16 protein-coding genes and 1 tRNA gene are annotated in these 15,341 nt (G+C 61.9%); 14 read left to right on the top strand and 3 right to left on the bottom strand.

What is annotated here, in order from left to right; genetic code table 11:
- Positions 1-46 precede the first annotated feature (46 nt).
- The 5 genes from JGZ97_RS11065 to glcF all read left to right on the top strand — a co-directional run bounded on the left by JGZ97_RS11065 (position 47) and on the right by glcF (position 6,575).
- A complete protein-coding gene (locus JGZ97_RS11065; RefSeq protein WP_207062675.1) occupies positions 47-2,233 on the top strand; it encodes a malate synthase G in 2,187 nt (728 codons plus the stop codon).
- 72 nt (positions 2,234-2,305) lie between these two features.
- Positions 2,306-2,743, top strand: a complete 438-nt coding sequence (locus JGZ97_RS11060) for a heme-binding protein (protein ID WP_207062674.1) — start codon at positions 2,306-2,308, stop codon at positions 2,741-2,743.
- Positions 2,744-2,778: 35 nt separating this feature from the next.
- Positions 2,779-4,290: an FAD-linked oxidase C-terminal domain-containing protein gene (locus tag JGZ97_RS11055; RefSeq protein ID WP_207062673.1), complete on the top strand. Its 1,512-nt coding sequence runs from the start codon at positions 2,779-2,781 to the stop codon at positions 4,288-4,290.
- A complete protein-coding gene (gene glcE, locus JGZ97_RS11050; protein ID WP_207062672.1) occupies positions 4,283-5,341 on the top strand; it encodes a glycolate oxidase subunit GlcE in 1,059 nt (352 codons plus the stop codon). Before JGZ97_RS11055 ends, glcE begins: the two co-directional genes overlap by 8 nt.
- Before the next feature lie 13 nt (positions 5,342-5,354).
- Positions 5,355-6,575 (top strand): glycolate oxidase subunit GlcF, encoded by a 1,221-nt coding sequence (gene glcF, locus JGZ97_RS11045; protein ID WP_207062671.1) that lies wholly within the window; start codon positions 5,355-5,357, stop codon positions 6,573-6,575.
- A gap of 176 nt (positions 6,576-6,751) precedes the next feature.
- Here the strand turns inward: glcF and JGZ97_RS11040 are convergent.
- Positions 6,752-6,828: transfer RNA gene (locus tag JGZ97_RS11040), tRNA-Pro, on the bottom strand.
- Positions 6,829-6,971: 143 nt separating this feature from the next.
- On the opposite strand from JGZ97_RS11040, the gene JGZ97_RS11035 reads away from it, so the two are divergent.
- Positions 6,972-7,571 carry a TMEM165/GDT1 family protein gene (locus tag JGZ97_RS11035; RefSeq protein ID WP_207062670.1) on the top strand — a complete coding sequence of 200 codons (600 nt, stop codon included), beginning with the start codon at positions 6,972-6,974 and terminating at the stop codon, positions 7,569-7,571.
- On the opposite strand, the gene JGZ97_RS11030 is transcribed toward JGZ97_RS11035, so the two are convergent.
- Together JGZ97_RS11030 and JGZ97_RS11025 are read right to left on the bottom strand one after the other, a co-directional pair.
- Positions 7,568-8,281 carry an LrgB family protein gene (locus JGZ97_RS11030; protein WP_207062669.1) on the bottom strand — a complete coding sequence of 238 codons (714 nt, stop codon included), beginning with the start codon at positions 8,279-8,281 and terminating at the stop codon, positions 7,568-7,570. The two genes, JGZ97_RS11035 and JGZ97_RS11030, sit on opposite strands and share 4 nt — an antisense overlap.
- Positions 8,281-8,628, bottom strand: a complete 348-nt coding sequence (locus JGZ97_RS11025; protein WP_207062668.1) for a CidA/LrgA family protein — start codon at positions 8,626-8,628, stop codon at positions 8,281-8,283. Before JGZ97_RS11025 ends, JGZ97_RS11030 begins: the two co-directional genes overlap by 1 nt.
- A 144-nt stretch (positions 8,629-8,772) precedes the next feature.
- Here JGZ97_RS11025 and zapE point away from each other — a divergent pair, with 144 nt between their 5' ends.
- From zapE to JGZ97_RS10985, 8 genes are all read left to right on the top strand, one after another.
- Positions 8,773-9,879 (top strand): cell division protein ZapE, encoded by a 1,107-nt coding sequence (zapE, locus tag JGZ97_RS11020; RefSeq protein ID WP_207062667.1) that lies wholly within the window; start codon positions 8,773-8,775, stop codon positions 9,877-9,879.
- Positions 9,880-10,051: 172 nt separating this feature from the next.
- Positions 10,052-10,480 carry a 50S ribosomal protein L13 gene (gene rplM / locus JGZ97_RS11015; protein ID WP_207062666.1) on the top strand — a complete coding sequence of 143 codons (429 nt, stop codon included), beginning with the start codon at positions 10,052-10,054 and terminating at the stop codon, positions 10,478-10,480.
- 12 nt (positions 10,481-10,492) lie between these two features.
- Positions 10,493-10,885: a 30S ribosomal protein S9 gene (gene rpsI / locus JGZ97_RS11010; protein ID WP_207062665.1), complete on the top strand. Its 393-nt coding sequence runs from the start codon at positions 10,493-10,495 to the stop codon at positions 10,883-10,885.
- 524 nt (positions 10,886-11,409) lie between these two features.
- On the top strand, positions 11,410-12,009 hold the full coding sequence (petA, locus tag JGZ97_RS11005) for a ubiquinol-cytochrome c reductase iron-sulfur subunit (protein ID WP_207062664.1): 600 nt from the start codon (positions 11,410-11,412) through the stop codon (positions 12,007-12,009).
- Position 12,010: 1 nt separating this feature from the next.
- Positions 12,011-13,270, top strand: a complete 1,260-nt coding sequence (locus JGZ97_RS11000) for a cytochrome bc complex cytochrome b subunit (protein WP_207062663.1) — start codon at positions 12,011-12,013, stop codon at positions 13,268-13,270.
- A complete protein-coding gene (locus tag JGZ97_RS10995) occupies positions 13,270-13,977 on the top strand; it encodes a cytochrome c1 (protein ID WP_207062662.1) in 708 nt (235 codons plus the stop codon). The genes JGZ97_RS11000 and JGZ97_RS10995 overlap by 1 nt, the downstream gene beginning before the upstream one ends.
- Before the next feature lie 96 nt (positions 13,978-14,073).
- Positions 14,074-14,700, top strand: coding sequence for a stringent starvation protein SspA (gene sspA, locus JGZ97_RS10990; RefSeq protein WP_207062661.1), 627 nt, complete (start codon positions 14,074-14,076; stop codon positions 14,698-14,700).
- Between the two features lie 181 nt (positions 14,701-14,881).
- Positions 14,882-15,274, top strand: coding sequence for a ClpXP protease specificity-enhancing factor (locus JGZ97_RS10985; RefSeq protein WP_207062660.1), 393 nt, complete (start codon positions 14,882-14,884; stop codon positions 15,272-15,274).
- Positions 15,275-15,341 lie beyond the last annotated feature (67 nt).

Genomic DNA, 15,341 nt, shown 5'->3' with positions numbered 1-15,341 from the left:
ATACGGACGTTAATCACCGAACTTTTTACCAAGTCGAGAGAATTCTATGAACGCACGCGTTAACAAAGGCGGGCTGCAAATCGACACCGCGCTCTATGACCTTATTACCGATGAGATCCTGCCTGGAACCGGCGTCGCGCCGGAGCGGCTCTGGGCGGGGTTTGAGGCCATCGTCAATCAGCTGGGGCCCAGAAACCGGGCCCTGCTGCAGACCCGGGACCGGATGCAGGAGCGGCTGGACGAGTGGTACCGCGCGCACAAGGGCGAGCCCCTCGACATGCCGCGTTACAAGGCCTTTCTCGAGGAGATCGGCTACCTGGTGGCGGAGGGGGAGGACTTCACCCTCGGCACCCGCAACGTGGATGACGAGATCGCCCGGATCGCCGGCCCCCAGCTGGTGGTGCCGGTCAACAACGCCCGCTTTGCCCTCAACGCCGCCAACGCGCGCTGGGGCAGTCTGTATGATGCCCTCTACGGCACCAACGTGATCGATGAGGCAGACGGCTGCGAAAAAGGCGGCGCTTTCAACCCGCGCCGCGGGGCAAAAGTGGTGGCGTGGGCGGCTGATTTTCTGGACCGGTCCGCGCCGTTGGCTGAGGGCTCTCACCAGGAGGTTACCGAATACCGGGTGCAGAGCCATAAAGGCCAGCACAGCCTGACGATTCAGTTGGCAGATGGTCGCAGCACCGGCTTGCAGCAGCCCCAGCAGTTTATCGGCTTCAGCGAAACCGGCGGTTGTCTGGCCATCTTGTTGCGTAACCAGGGACTGCATATCGAGTTGCAGATCGACCGCAGCCACCCCATCGGCGCCGACAACCCCTCCGGGGTAAAGGACGTGATTCTTGAGGCGGCGCTGAGCACCATCCTCGACTGCGAGGACTCGGTCACCGCGGTGGACGCCGCCGACAAGGTGCTGGTGTATCGCAACTGGCTGGGGCTGATGAAAGGAACCCTCGAGGAAACCTTCGTCAAAAACGGCAAGAACCTGACGCGCCGCCTGCATGGCGACCGCAGTTACACCGCCGCCAACGGCGAGTCGCTGACGCTGCACGGTCGCAGTCTTTTGCTAGTGCGTAACGTCGGTCACCTGATGACCACCGACGCCATACTGGATGCCGAGGGCGCCGAGATACCCGAAGGTTTCCTGGACGCCTTGGTCACCAGTCTTTGCGCCATCCACGATTTAAAGGGTAACGGTGCCTACCGCAACAGCCGCCGGGGCAGCGTTTACATCGTCAAACCCAAGATGCACGGTCCGGACGAAGTGGCCTTTACCGACGAGCTCTTTGCCCGCGTTGAGCAGCTGCTGGGTCTTGCCCCCAACACCCTCAAGGTCGGGGTGATGGACGAAGAACGGCGCACCTCGGTCAATCTGAAAGCCTGTATTCGAGCCGTTAAGGACCGCCTGGTGTTTATCAACACCGGCTTTCTTGACCGCACCGGGGATGAGATCCACACCAGCATGGAGGCAGGCCCGGTGCTGCCCAAAGAGGCGATCAAGGGCCAGCCATGGATCGCCGCCTACGAGGATCGTAACGTCGATATCGGCCTGGAGTGCGGCCTCAAGGGGGTGGCCCAGATCGGCAAGGGGATGTGGCCCAAGCCCGAGGAGATGCGCGAGATGCTGGACAGCAAACTGGCACATCCTCGAGCAGGGGCCAACTGCGCCTGGGTGCCCTCGCCAACGGCGGCTACCCTGCACGCTACCCACTACCATCAGCTCAATGTCGCTCAGCGGCAGACGGAACTGGCCTTCCGTGAGCGCGTGCCGCTAGAGCCGCTCCTGACGCCGCCCCTGCTGGGTGACCAGCCCCTCAGCGCGCAGCAGATTCAGGCGGAGCTCGACAACAACATTCAGGGACTGCTGGGTTACGTGGTGCGCTGGGTCGAACAGGGAATCGGCTGCTCGAAGGTGCCTGATATCAACAACGTGGAGCTGATGGAGGACCGCGCCACCCTGCGCATTTCAAGTCAGCACCTGGCCAACTGGCTGCACCATGGCATCTGTACCGATGATCAGGTGATGGAAACCTTGAAACGCATGGCTTCGGTGGTGGACGTGCAGAATGCGGGCGACCCCGACTACCGCCGCATGGCCCCCGACTTTGATAATTCGGTGGCGTTCCAGGCGGCCTGCGATCTGATTTTCAAAGGCTGCCAGCAGCCCAACGGCTACACCGAGCCTGTGCTGCATGCAAGGCGGCGCGAGGTTAAAGCGCGTAACCGGCTCTAATGCAACAGGGGTTGGCTTGATCCATTAACCGCCCCGGCCGTCTGGGCAGGGGCCTTTTCCGGGAGTCGTCGAATGCTATCGATTAACCGCTTGAACCAGCGAGAGGCCCAGTGCCTGATCGAAGGGGCGCGCAACAAGGCCGTTGAGATCGGGGTGCCGATGTGTATCGCCATCACCGACGAGTCGGGGGCGTTGGTGGCCTTTGAACGGATGGATGGGGGCAAAGTCACCAGCGTGACCATTGCCCAGGACAAGGCCTTTACCGCGGCGGCGGCGCGCAAGGCGACCCACGAGTACAACGAAGTCTGCGTCCCGGGCAGTCTGGTGTTCGGTATTCATACCGCCATCGGCGGACGCCTGTGCGTGGTCGGCGGTGGGTTGCCGGTGGCGGTCGACGGTGAGGTGGTGGGAGGAATCGGGATTAGCTCCGGCACGCCGCAGCAGGACATGCTCTGCGCCCAGGCCGGAATCGACCACTTTTTGCAGAGCCGCGCAGCCGAGCAGGGCTGAACGGCGTCCGCCCCGATGCGCATACGGAGTGTTTGATGAGCGAATTGGCCAATACCCGTCCCAGCCCTAGCCCCAATACGGGTCCTGATCGTGGCCAGCTGGCGCAGCTGTTTCGCCAGTTTATCGACCCGGACTTCGTGATCGAGGACCCGGAGACCCAGAAGCCCTACGAGTGTGACGGGCTCTCCATGTACTGCGAGATGCCGCTGCTGGTGGTGCTTCCGGAAACGGTGGAACAGGTGCAGCAGGTGATGAAAATCTGTCATCAGCACCAGGTACCGGTGGTGGCGCGGGGGGCCGGTACCGGCCTCTGTGCCGGGGCGATGCCCAACCGCCAGGGGGTGCTGCTGTCGCTGGCAAAATTCAAGCGCATTCTTGAGATCGACCCGCTGGGTCGTACGGCCCGGGTGCAGCCAGGGGTGCGCAACCTCGCCATCAGTGAGGCGGCGGCCCGGCACGGGCTTTACTACGGCCCCGACCCCTCGTCCCAGATCGCCTGCACCATCGGCGGCAACGTGGCCGAAAACTCCGGCGGGGTGCACTGCCTCAAGTACGGTCTGACGGTGCACAACGTGCTTAAGGTCGAGCTGATCACGGTGGAGGGCGAACGCCTGACCATCGGCAGCGGCGGGCTGGACAGCCCCGGCATGGACCTGCTGGCATTGTTGAATGGCTCCGAGGGGCTGCTCGGTGTGGTGACGGAAGTCACCGTCAAGCTGCTGCCGATTCCGGAAAAGGCGCGGGTGGTGATGGCCGCCTTTGACAGCGTCCAGGCCGCGGGCGACGCGGTGGGCGGAATTATCGCCGAAGGGATCATTCCCGCGGGCCTGGAGATGATGGACAGCCACGCGATTCGCGCCGCCGAGGACTTCGCCCGGGCGGGGTACCCGAAGGATGCGCAGGCGTTGTTATTGTGCGAAGTGGACGGCACCTGCGAAGAGGTGCAGGAGCACATTGAACGGGTGGAGCAGTTGTTCCACCGTTTTGGCGCCACCTCCATCCGCACCTCGCAAAGCGAAGCCGAGCGCGCGCTGCTGTGGAAGGGGCGCAAGTCGGCGTTTCCCGCGGTTGGCCGTATATCGCCCGACTACTACTGCATGGACGGCACTATTCCTCGAGGGCAACTGGCCCACGTGCTCACCGAGATGCAAAAAATGTCGGAGCACTACGGCCTACGGGTCGCCAACGTGTTTCACGCCGGCGATGGCAACCTGCACCCGTTGATCCTGTTTGATGCCAACGTGCCCGGTGAATTCGAAAAAACCGAGGCGTTCGGCGCCAAAATACTCGAACTCTGCGTTCAGGTGGGCGGCTGCATTACCGGTGAGCACGGCGTCGGCATCGAGAAAATCCGCCAGATGCCGGTGCAGTTCAACCCCGAGGAGCTGGCCCAGTTCCACCGGATCAAGGCCGCGTTTGACCCCGCAGGCACCCTGAACCCCGGCAAAGGGGTGCCCACCCTGCGCCAATGCCAGGAGTACCGAAGCATCGAGCCCCCCTCAGCCGAGCATCCCGCTCCCTCATCCTGCGGAGGCTCCCATGTCTGATCTGACCCGGCAGCTACAGCAACAGGTGCTGAGCGCCCGCAGCGAAGGGCGCCAGCTGAACATCGTCGGAGGGGGAAGCAAGGCGTTCATGGGGCGCCAATCCAGCGGGGATTTGCTGGATGTGGGACAGCACCGCGGCGTGGTCAGTTACCAGCCGGTGGAGCTGGTGGTCACCGCCCGCGCTGGTACCCCCATTGGCGAGATCGAAGCGCTCTTGGAGGAGCAGGGGCAGATGCTGGCGTTTGAGCCGCCCCGTTTCAGCGACCAGTCGACCCTGGGCGGCACCCTGGCCTGCAATCTTTCAGGTCCCGGGCGGCCGTGGCAGGGTTCGATGCGCGATCACCTATTGGGCATCCGGCTGATCAACGGCCGGGGTGAGGCGCTTCGCTTCGGCGGCCAGGTGATGAAAAACGTTGCCGGCTACGATGTCTCCCGGCTGATGGCGGGGGCCATGGGCACTCTGGGGGTGATCACCGAAGTCAGCCTCAAGGTGTTGCCCAGGCCGGCCTGCCAGGTGACGCTGGTGGAGTCGATGGGGCTGGACGAGGCCCTCAGGGTAAGCAACGAACGCGCGGCGACGCCCAAGCCCATCTCTGCCGTGTGCTGGTGGCAGGGCAAATTGCACACGCGGCTCGCCGGCGCCCGCTCGTCGGTGGAGTCCACCGTTCAGCAGTGGGGTGGAGAGCCGTACAGTGAAGCGGATGAATTCTGGCGGCAGTTGCGTGATCAGCAGCTGGAGTTCTTCGCGGGCGATACGCCCCTGTGGCGCTTTTCCGTCAGCCCCACGGCACCGCAGCCGGCGTTGGATGGGGAGTGGCTGGTGGACTGGGGCGGGGCCCAGCGCTGGCTGCGGGCCGCCGGTGACATTGAACGCTATGAACCCGTGGCGAAGGAGATGGGCGGCAGTGTCACGCTTTTTAAGGGGGGCGATCGCAGCGGCGAGGTATTCCACAGCCAGCCCCATGCCCTGCAGACTTTGCAGCAACGCTTGAAGCGCGGCTTTGACCCCGACAGCCTGTTCAATCCCGGCCGCCTTTATAGCTGGATGTGAGGGACAGTAACCGATGCAGACCAATCTCACGGAAGACTATAAACAACGGCGTGAGGGGCAGGAGGCAGAGGCGATCCTCCGCTCCTGCGTCCATTGCGGTTTTTGCACCGCTACCTGCCCAACTTACCAGGAGCTTAACGACGAGCGGGACGGCCCCCGTGGCCGCATCTACCTGATCAAGCAACTGCTGGAAGGGGGCGAGGTCAGCGACAAAACCCGCACCCACCTCGACCGCTGCCTTACCTGTCGAAGCTGTGAAACCACCTGCCCCTCCGGGGTCCGGTACGGACGGCTGGTGGACATCGGCCGCGGGCTGGTGGAAGAAAAACTGCAACGTGCTCCCGGGGAGCGGTTGGTCCGCTGGGCTCTGAGGCGGGTGCTGCCGTACCGGCGTCGGTTTGGTTCCTTGTTGCGGCTCGGGCAATGGGTCGCGCCGATGCTGCCCGAGCGGCTAAGAAAAAAAGTACCGCCCCGTCGCGCCGCCTCGCCCTGGCCGGCCAGCAGCCACCCCCGGGTGATGCTGGCCCTGGCCGGTTGTGTCCAGCCCGCCGCGACCCCCGAGACCAACGGGGCCGCCGCCCGGGTGCTGGATCGCCTGGGCATTACTCTGGTGGAGGCCCCGAAGGCCGGCTGTTGCGGGGCGGTGAGCTATCACCTCTCTGAACACGAGGAAGGGCTGGATTTCGTGCGCCGTAATATCGACGCTTGGTGGCCGGCGATCGAGGCGGGCGCCGAAGCGATCGTCATGACGGCTTCGGGCTGCGGGGCCATGGTCCAGGAGTACGGCTACCTGCTGCGGGATGACCCCGCGTATGCGCAGAAGGCGGCGCGGGTGAGCGTCCTGGCCCGGGACCTGGCCGATATTCTGGCCGATGAGGATCTTTCCAAGCTGGCACTGACCGGTCAGCCCGGCAAGGTCGCGGTCCATTGCCCTTGTACTCAGCAGCACGCCATGAAGCAGGGTGGGGTGGTGGAAGCGTTGCTCAGCAAGGCGGGGATTGAACTCGCCGCGACGACGGGCAAGCACCTGTGCTGCGGCTCGGCCGGGACCTACTCGATCCTGCAGCCAGACCTTAGCCAACGGCTGTTAAATAACAAGCTGGCCGCCCTGTCCATCGATCAGCCGGACCGGATCGTGACGGCCAACGTTGGTTGCCAGCTACACCTGGAAACCCAGGCCAAGGTGCCGGTACAGCACTGGATCGAGTTGCTTGATCCGGGGGCTGAGCGCTGAGCGGGTTGTTTTCAAGGCGTCACAGCGGTGTTGGCTTCAATTGCAGAAAGAAACCTGCTTTTAGAAGACATTAACAGGGACCCTGTCCTTTTCCATGGCCGTAACCCCATGTGCTCAAACTGAGGGGGCGGGCTAGGTGCTTAAATAGACGGTTCGATGGTCTGGGGAAGTAGAGATGGTCGGTGTGAGAGGATTCGAACCTCCGACCCCTTCCTCCCGAAGGAAGTGCGCTACCAGGCTGCGCTACACACCGATCTCATGAGGGGCTGTTTCCAGCGGCACGAATGATAGGAAAAGCGTCGTCGGAAAACAACTGCTTTGTGGCAATTTTTTCCACCTGATGGCGCGGGCAGGGCGCTATAATGCGCGCTTTTTCTGCGACGGATGTAAGCCGCTATGGATTTTCAGCTTCCCGCTCTAGGCGCCCTCTTCTCCACTGCTGGCGCCGCTTTTGTGGTGATTTTTCTGGCCGAGTTCGGTGATAAGAGCCAACTGGTCTGCATGAGCCTGGCGGCGCGTCACCGCCCCTGGCCGGTGCTGCTGGGGGCGGTGGGGGCCTTTGCCCTGCTCAACCTGCTGGCGGTCCTGTTTGGGGCGGTGGTGGCCGCCTGGATTCCCCAAGCCTGGCTGGCGTTGGCGGTGGCGCTGCTGTTCGGTATTTTTGGTGTGCAGGCGCTGCTCTTTGATGACGGAGAGGAGGAGGCCGATGCCGGTTCCGAGCGCAGCGGGCACAGTCTCTTCATTACGTCCTTCCTGCTGATCTTCGTTGCCGAGTTCGGGGACAAGACGCAGCTGGCGGTGGCGGGGCTGGGCAGTACTCAGAACGCCCTGGCGGTCTGGCTGGGCTCAACCCTGGCGTTGCTGGGGACCACGGTGCTGGGGGTGGTGGCCGGACGCCGTTTCATCAATCACCTGCCTTTGGGGACCATTCACCGGATCAGCGGCCTGCTCTTTCTCGGGCTGGCGGCGTTTGCCCTTTACCAGGCTTTCGCCTAGGCAAGCAGGGCCCAGGCCAGGGGGAGCAGTAGGGCGGTGAAGGCACCGGTCAGTCCCATGGCCAGGCTGGAGAACGCGCCCGCCTGATGGCCGAGTTCAAAGGCGCGGGCGGTGGCGATGCCGTGGCCGTTCAGCCCCATCACGAAACCGAGAATGCGCTCGTCCTCGATCTTCAGCCAGCGACAGCACAGCGGCGCAAACAGTGAGCAGAGTACGCCGGTGAGGGCAACGATGCCTACCGCGAGGGGGACCACGCCTCCCAGCTGCTCGGTCAGGCTCACTGCAATCGGCGCAGTGACCGATTTTGGCGCAAGGCTCGCCAGAACCGCGAGATCGGCACCCAGCAGCCAGGCGATGCCCAGCGCCAGGCCCGCGGCCAGGGGGGCGCCCACGCAGAGGGTGACGGCAATGGGAACGAACAGTTCGCGGATGTGCCGGAACTGCAGGAACAGCGGAACGGCGAGGGCCACGGTGGCCGGGCCCAGCAAAAAGCTGATCCATTTGGCGCCGCTATAATAGGTTGCGTAGTCCAGCAGCAGGGCGATCATCGGGACCAGCAGCAGGCTGCCGGCAACGATGGGGGGGAGCCAGGCCGGGCGCTTGAGTTTTTGAAAGAGCATGAGCCCCAGCTGGTAGGCCAGCAGGGTCAGGGCCACCGGCAGCAGCGGTGTCTGGGACAGATGTTCGGCGAGGGCGGTAATGCGCTCCATTATCGACTCTCCTTTCGCGCGACCAGAGCCTTCATCAGCACAAGACAGATAAAGGTGCTGAGCAGCGAGCCGACGATGACGGCGGTCAGCAGCGGCAGCCACTGACCGCTCATCCGTTCGCCGAGGAAGAACAGGCCGACACCGCCGGGTAGCAGGAGCAGGGAGAGCTGGGCGATGAGGGCGCTGCTGGCCTGTTCCAGCTCAAGGTCTATCCGCTGGCGGAAGAGCAGCCAGGCAAACAGCAGCAGCATGCCGAGCACGTTGCCGCTGACCGCCAGTCCTGTCAGGAAGTGGAGGCTCTCCCCAAGCACCCAGAACAGCATTATGGTGGTCAGGCCGCGGATCATATCGGTGTCTCTACGTGGTCGAATGGGGCGATGCTAGAGGCTTGGCCGCGGCAACTCAAGGGCCGCGCCTTCCGCGTTCGGCTAATTGCCAAGCGCTGGCGCAATGGTTACAGTGCCCCGATTTCGGCAAACCGCTTTAATTTTATGACTCCTCTAGAGCGCTATCATCAAGATCTCACACGCGACGACTTCGCCGCTGATCCGGCCCAGGAAATGGCGGTCCGCCACCTGCAGCGCCTGTACGATGACCTCCTGGCGCGGCGCAGCCGTCCCAAGCCGCGGCTGATTCAGCGACTGGGTCGGCGCTTAAAAAAACAGCCGGTTGAGCCGGTGAAAGGGCTCTATTTCTGGGGCGGGGTGGGGCGCGGCAAGACCTACCTGATGGATACCTTTTACGACAGCCTTCCTTTTACCCAGAAGCTGCGCACCCACTTTCATCGCTTTATGCAGCGCGTGCACCGGGACCTGACCGAGCTGGCGGGGGAGAAAAACCCGTTGGACATCGTCGCCGGCCGCCTAGCCTCGGAAGCGGAAGTGATCTGCTTTGACGAGTTTTTCGTCTCCGACATTACCGACGCCATGATTCTGGGCGGACTGATGGAGAAACTGTTCGGTCACGGCGTGGCCCTGGTCGCTACCTCCAATATCATTCCCGACCGGCTCTACGAGAACGGCCTGCAACGCGCCCGTTTTTTGCCGGCCATCGCGCTGATCAACCGCTACACTGAGGTGGTCAATGTGGACGGCGGGGTGGATTACCGTCTACGTACGCTGGAGCAGGCTGAGCTGTATCATCATCCGCTGGGTGACGCGGCAGATAGCAGTCTGAACCAGAGTTTCGAGCGCCTGGCCCCGGATCTGAATGAGGCGATCAACGGGCAGGTTCTGGAAGTCAACCGCCGGCCGATTCACAGCCGCCGTTGCTGTGAAGACGTGGTCTGGTTCGACTTCGAGGCGCTGTGCGAGGGGCCGCGCAGCCAGAACGACTACATTGAGCTGGCCAAGCTCTACCATGCGGTGTTGGTGTCCAATGTGCCGGTGCTGGGCGGGGAGCGGGATGATCAGGCGCGGCGGTTTATCAACCTGGTGGACGAGTTCTACGACTGCGGGGTGAAGCTGATTCTCTCCGCGGCTGCACCGCTCAAGGACCTGTACGCCGGTGGTCGCCTGGAGTTCGAATTCGAGCGCACCACCAGCCGCCTGCTGGAGATGCAGTCTCACGAATACCTGGCCCGGGCACATCGCGCATAAAAAGCGAATTCGACCTTAACAAGGCGAATTCTTTTCCGTATAATGCGCCGTCCGTTTCGGCTGGAGTGGTTTTGGGCTCCCCGTAACGACCTCCTGTTGTCGCTTGGCGGCAACCAATAATTATAGGAAACGCCGGGCCCTTAAAGTCCGGGGAAGATTAAAGGCAAAGTTCATGAAAACTGTTAGCACGAAGCCCGCTGAAGTAAAGCGCGAGTGGTTTGTGGTTGACGCTGAGGGCAAGACCCTGGGTCGCCTGGCCACCGAAATCGCCCGTCGTCTGCGCGGCAAGCACAAGCCCGAGTATACGCCTCACGTTGACACCGGTGACTACATCGTTGTGGTCAATGCCGAGAAGGTCCGCGTGACCGGTAACAAGGCCAAGGACAAGATGTATCACCGCCACACCGGTTACCCCGGTGGTCTGCGTTCCATGTCCTTCGACAAGCTGATCGACCACGCTCCCGAGCGTGTCCTGCAGTCCGCCGTTAAGGGGATGCTGCCCAAGGGCCCGCTGGGTCGTGCCATGTTCGCCAAGCTGAAAGTTTACGCCGGCGGCCAGCACCCCCATGCAGCTCAGCAACCTCAAGAACTGAACATCTAAAGGAAGGCGGATATGTCTACTACTCAATACTACGGTACCGGTCGTCGCAAGACTTCCACTGCGCGTGTCTTCCTGAAAGCGGGCACTGGCAACATCACCATCAACAAGCGCTCTCTGGAGCAGTACTTCGGCCGCGAAGTGGCGCGTATGATCGTACGTCAGCCGCTGGAGCTGACCGAGACCACCGGCAAGTTTGACCTGCACATCACCGTTGAAGGCGGCGGCAGCTTCGGTCAGGCCGGTGCGATCCGCCACGGCATTACCCGTGCCCTGATGGAGTACGACGAGTCTCTGCGTCCTGTGCTGCGCAAGGCCGGTTACGTGACCCGTGACGCCCGTGAAGTCGAGCGTAAGAAGGTCGGTCTGCGCAAGGCCCGTAAGAAGCCTCAGTTCTCCAAGCGTTAATCGCTTACGCCGGTTGCAGAAAAGCGTCTGTCCCGCTCGGGGCAGGCGCTTTTTTCATTTCTGTGGCGGGTGCTTGTTCGGGCCGGGATGTTGCCTGCGAGGGGGCGGTTGCTTGTCACCGTCGTCAGGCCTGGCTCGGGTTGATATATGTAACCGGCTGATTTGTGGTTGTGTGTTTCGGGCGAGCGGGGCTGTGTTCGCTGGGCTCTGTCGGCGGCTTGCGTCAGGTTCTCGGCTGGACGGACGGCATTTTCTCTATCCTTTGCCGGCCGCGCGTTTCAAGGTTTTTAGGGGTGGTTTTGGGTGCGTTGAGCGGGTTCCCCGTTAGTATAATGCACTGCAAAAAAGCCCCTGCCCGCCTTGCCAGAATGGCCCTTTCTCTTTAAAATCTCGCCCATTTTGTTCAACCGTGAATTCGACCCTCCGCGTGCGCTTGGCGCGGGGGGCGCTAAGTCTTTAGTTCATTGCGACCCATTGAGCGGCCCGTCGGCCGCCAGAGCGGTCGGTAAACGGGAGAAACCTTGATGAGTAATGAAGGCGTAGATAAAGGGCGCCGTCGCCTCCTGGTAGCCACCACCTCCGTTGTTGGGGCGGTGGGTGCTGTTGGCGCAGCGGTCCCCTTCGTGGCTTCTTGGAATCCCAGTGCCAAGGCGAAGGCCGCCGGCGCCCCTGTGAAGGCGGACGTCAGCAAGCTGGAGCCGGGACAGCAGATGATTGTGGAGTGGCGTGGCAAGCCGGTCTGGATCGTTCGCCGTACTGAGGAAGCGCTGGAGAATCTGGCGAAGCTCGACGACAAGCTCGCCGACCCCGCGTCTGAGAAGCCGCAGCAGCCCGACTACATTCCCAATACGCCGGTACGGGCCCTGAAGCCGGAATTCGCGGTAATGACCGGTATCTGCACCCACCTGGGGTGCTCGCCGACCTACCGTCCTGAGATTGCTCCCGAAGATCTCGGTGAAGAGTGGCTGGGCGGCTTCTTCTGCCCCTGTCACGGCTCCAAGTTCGACCTGTCCGGACGCGTCTACAAGGGGGTTCCTGCACCCACCAACCTGGTGATTCCGCCCCACGCGTACATTGACGACAAGGTGATCATGGTCGGTGTTGATCCTGAGGAGACTGCATAAAATGGGAAACCCAAATAGAAGCAAGGCCGAAAAGGGCCTGATGCGCTGGATTGATGATCGTTTCCCCGCTACACAGATGTGGGAAGATCACCTCAGCAAGTATTACGCCCCGAAGAACTTCAACTTCTGGTACTTCTTTGGCTCGCTGGCACTGCTGGTGCTGGTCAACCAGATCCTGACCGGTATCTGGCTGACCATGAGCTACAACCCCTCTGCCGAAGGCGCCTTCGCCTCCGTTGAGTACATCATGCGTGATGTCGAGTGGGGCTGGCTGCTGCGTTACCTCCACTCCACCGGGGCTTCGGCCTTCTTCGTGGTGGTCTACCTGCACATGTTCCGCGGCATGATGTACGGCTCCTACCGGAATCCTCGCGAGCTGATCTGGATCTTCGGTATGGCCATCTACCTCTGCCTGATGGCCGAGGCCTTCATGGGCTACCTGCTGCCCTGGGGTCAGATGTCCTACTGGGGTGCCCAGGTGATCATCTCCCTGTTCGGCGCCATTCCCTGGATCGGCGAAGACCTGCAGCAGTGGATCCGTGGTGACTACCTGATCTCCGGCATCACCCTGAACCGTTTCTTCGCCCTGCACGTGATCGCCCTGCCGATTGTGCTGCTGGCGCTGGTGGTTCTGCACATCCTGGCGCTGCACGAAGTGGGTTCCAACAACCCCGACGGCGTCGAAATCAAGAAGAAGAAGGACGAGAACGGCGTGCCCCTGGACGGCATTCCTTTCCACCCGTACTACACCGTCAAGGACATTGTCGGCGTGGTGGTCTTCCTCTTCGTCTTCCTGCTGGTGGTGTTCTTCTTCCCCGAAGGCGGTGGCTACTTCCTGGAGAAGCCCAACTTTGAGCCGGCTAACCCGCTGAAGACCCCCGAGCACATCGCGCCCGTGTGGTACTTCACGCCCTTCTACGCCATGCTGCGCGCCGTGACCTACCCGTTGTTCGGTGTGGACGCCAAGTTCTGGGGTGTCGTGGTGATGGGGGCTGCGATCGCTATCCTGTTCGTGCTGCCCTGGCTGGACAAGAGCCCGGTTAAGTCAATTCGCTACAAGGGCATGATCTCCAAGCTGATGCTGGTGGTCTTTGCGGTCTCCTTCGTGATTCTGGGTGTTCTGGGCGCGCTGCCCTCCACGCCTGGGCGCACCCTGGTGGCACAGATCACGACCACGCTGTACTTCGTCTTTTTCCTGGCGATGCCTTGGTACAGCAAGATGGAGAAGACTAAACCGGTTCCTGAGAGGGTGACAGGCTAATGAAAAAGCTATTGATCGCTATCCTTTTTGCCGCGCTGCCCATGTCCGTCATGGCGGCCGGCGCGAAAGTACCTCTGCTGCCCTTTGAGGCGAATCTGGAGGACAAAGAGTCCCTGCAGAACGGCATGAAGCTGTTCGTCGAAAACTGCATGGGCTGCCACTCGGCCAAGTACCAGCGCTACGAGCGCGCCGCCACTGACCTGGGCATGGAAAATGCCTACGTTGAAGAGCACCTGATCGTCGGTGACAAGAAGATCGGTGAGCAGATGACGATTGCGATGCCCACCGAGGCTGCCACTGCCTGGTTTGGTGCGCCGCCGCCGGATCTGACCCTCGAGGCGCGCCTGCGCGGCGGGGCTTGGATCTACACTTACCTGAAGAGCTTCTACGTGGACGAAAACCGTCCCTGGGGTGTCAACAACAAGGTGTTCCCGGATGTGGGTATGCCCAACGTGCTGGCTTCCATGCAGGGTGTCCAGGCCTGTAAGGGTGAGCACTGCGAGGAGTTCGAGCTGATCAAGAAGGGCTCCATGACGCCCGAGGAGTTCGACCAGGCCATGTACGACCTGACCAACTTCATGACGTACATGGGCGAGCCTTCTGCGTTGATCGCAAAGCGGGTCGCACCCTGGGTGCTCGGCTTCCTGGTGATTCTGTTCTTCCTGGCGTATGCCCTGAAGAAAGAGTACTGGAAAGACGTTCACTAAGAGTGTCTGCCCCCTCGGGGGCATTGATTTTGACGTGCGCGGCCTCAGGGCCGCGTACGCATTTGATAAATTGCGCAAATATCCAAGGGGATACCAATGGGCGTAACGGCAAAACGTTCCTCAATGACTTTCTTTTCCGATGGTATGGATCACTACAGCCACCGCGTACGCATCGTACTGGCGGAGAAGGGAGTGGCGGTGGAAATCCTGGATGTTGACGCGGACAGCAAGCCCGCGGAACTGGCGGATCTTAACCCCTACAACAGCCTGCCGACCTTGATCGACCGTGATCTGGTGCTCTATGAGCCCAATATCATGATGGAGTATCTGGACGAGCGTTTCCCGCACCCGCCGTTGTTGCCGGTCTACCCGGTGGCCCGTGCCGAGAGCCGTCTGTTCATGCACCGTATCGAGAAGGACTGGTGCGGCCTGATTGAAACCATTCTGGCCGGTGATGACGAGAAGGCAGTGACGGCCGCTCGCCAGGCGCTTCGCGACGGGTTGGTGGCCATTGCGCCGATCTTCGCCGAGAAGCCGTTCTTCATGAGCGAGGAGTTTACCCTGGTGGACTGCTGCATGGCGCCGATCCTGTGGCGCTTGCCGATGCTGGGGGTTGAGCTGCCCGAGGCGCAGGTCAAGCCGTTGATCGCCTACATGGAGCGTCTGTTCGAGCGCGACTCGTTCCAGGCTTCCCTGTCCGAGGCGGAGCGCGAGATGCGCTAAGCTTACAGAGGGTTGAAAAAGGGGTGCACTGGCGCCCCTTTTTTGTTTGCCGCTGGGAGGGCGAAAAGGTGTGCGCGCTGGCCCGGTCTCCGCGGCAGGGGGTTCTCCCGACGAGGCGGGGGAGCTTCGGGGCTAACTCTGGTATCCTTGCGCCATTGAACAAGCGGAACAGCAAAAACCTATGACTCCAAGCCGCCCTTATCTCATTCGAGCCCTGAACGACTGGATCAACGACAACCTGAGTACCCCCTATATCGTGGTGGATGCGGGTATTCAGGGCGTTCAGGTTCCCCAGGACTATGTCAGCGACGGGCAGATTGTGCTGAACGTATCATCGACCGCGGTCAAGGACCTGTTGATCAGCAACGAGGCGGTTGAGTTCAGCGCCCGGTTTGGCGGGGTGCCCATGCGCGTTCACGTGCCGATCATCGCTGTGATGGCGATCTATGCCAAGGAGACAGGGCAGGGTATGAGCTTTGGGCGTGAACCGGGTGCCCCCGAGCCGCCGACCACCGCGCCCCCGCAGCCGCCTCAGAGTGGCAAGGCGCGCCCGTCGCTGAAGGTGGTGAAGTAGCGCTGAATCTCGGTGGTAAGAAGGTTGTAAAAAAGGCCGCGTTGGTAATCCAAGGCGGCCTTTTTGT

Source organism: Motiliproteus sp. SC1-56, from assembly GCF_017309075.1.
In the GTDB taxonomy this organism is placed as follows: Bacteria; Pseudomonadota; Gammaproteobacteria; order Pseudomonadales; family Balneatricaceae; genus Motiliproteus.
Note: the sequence above shows the minus strand (reverse complement) of the source record. Positions and strands in the feature narration are given on the sequence as shown.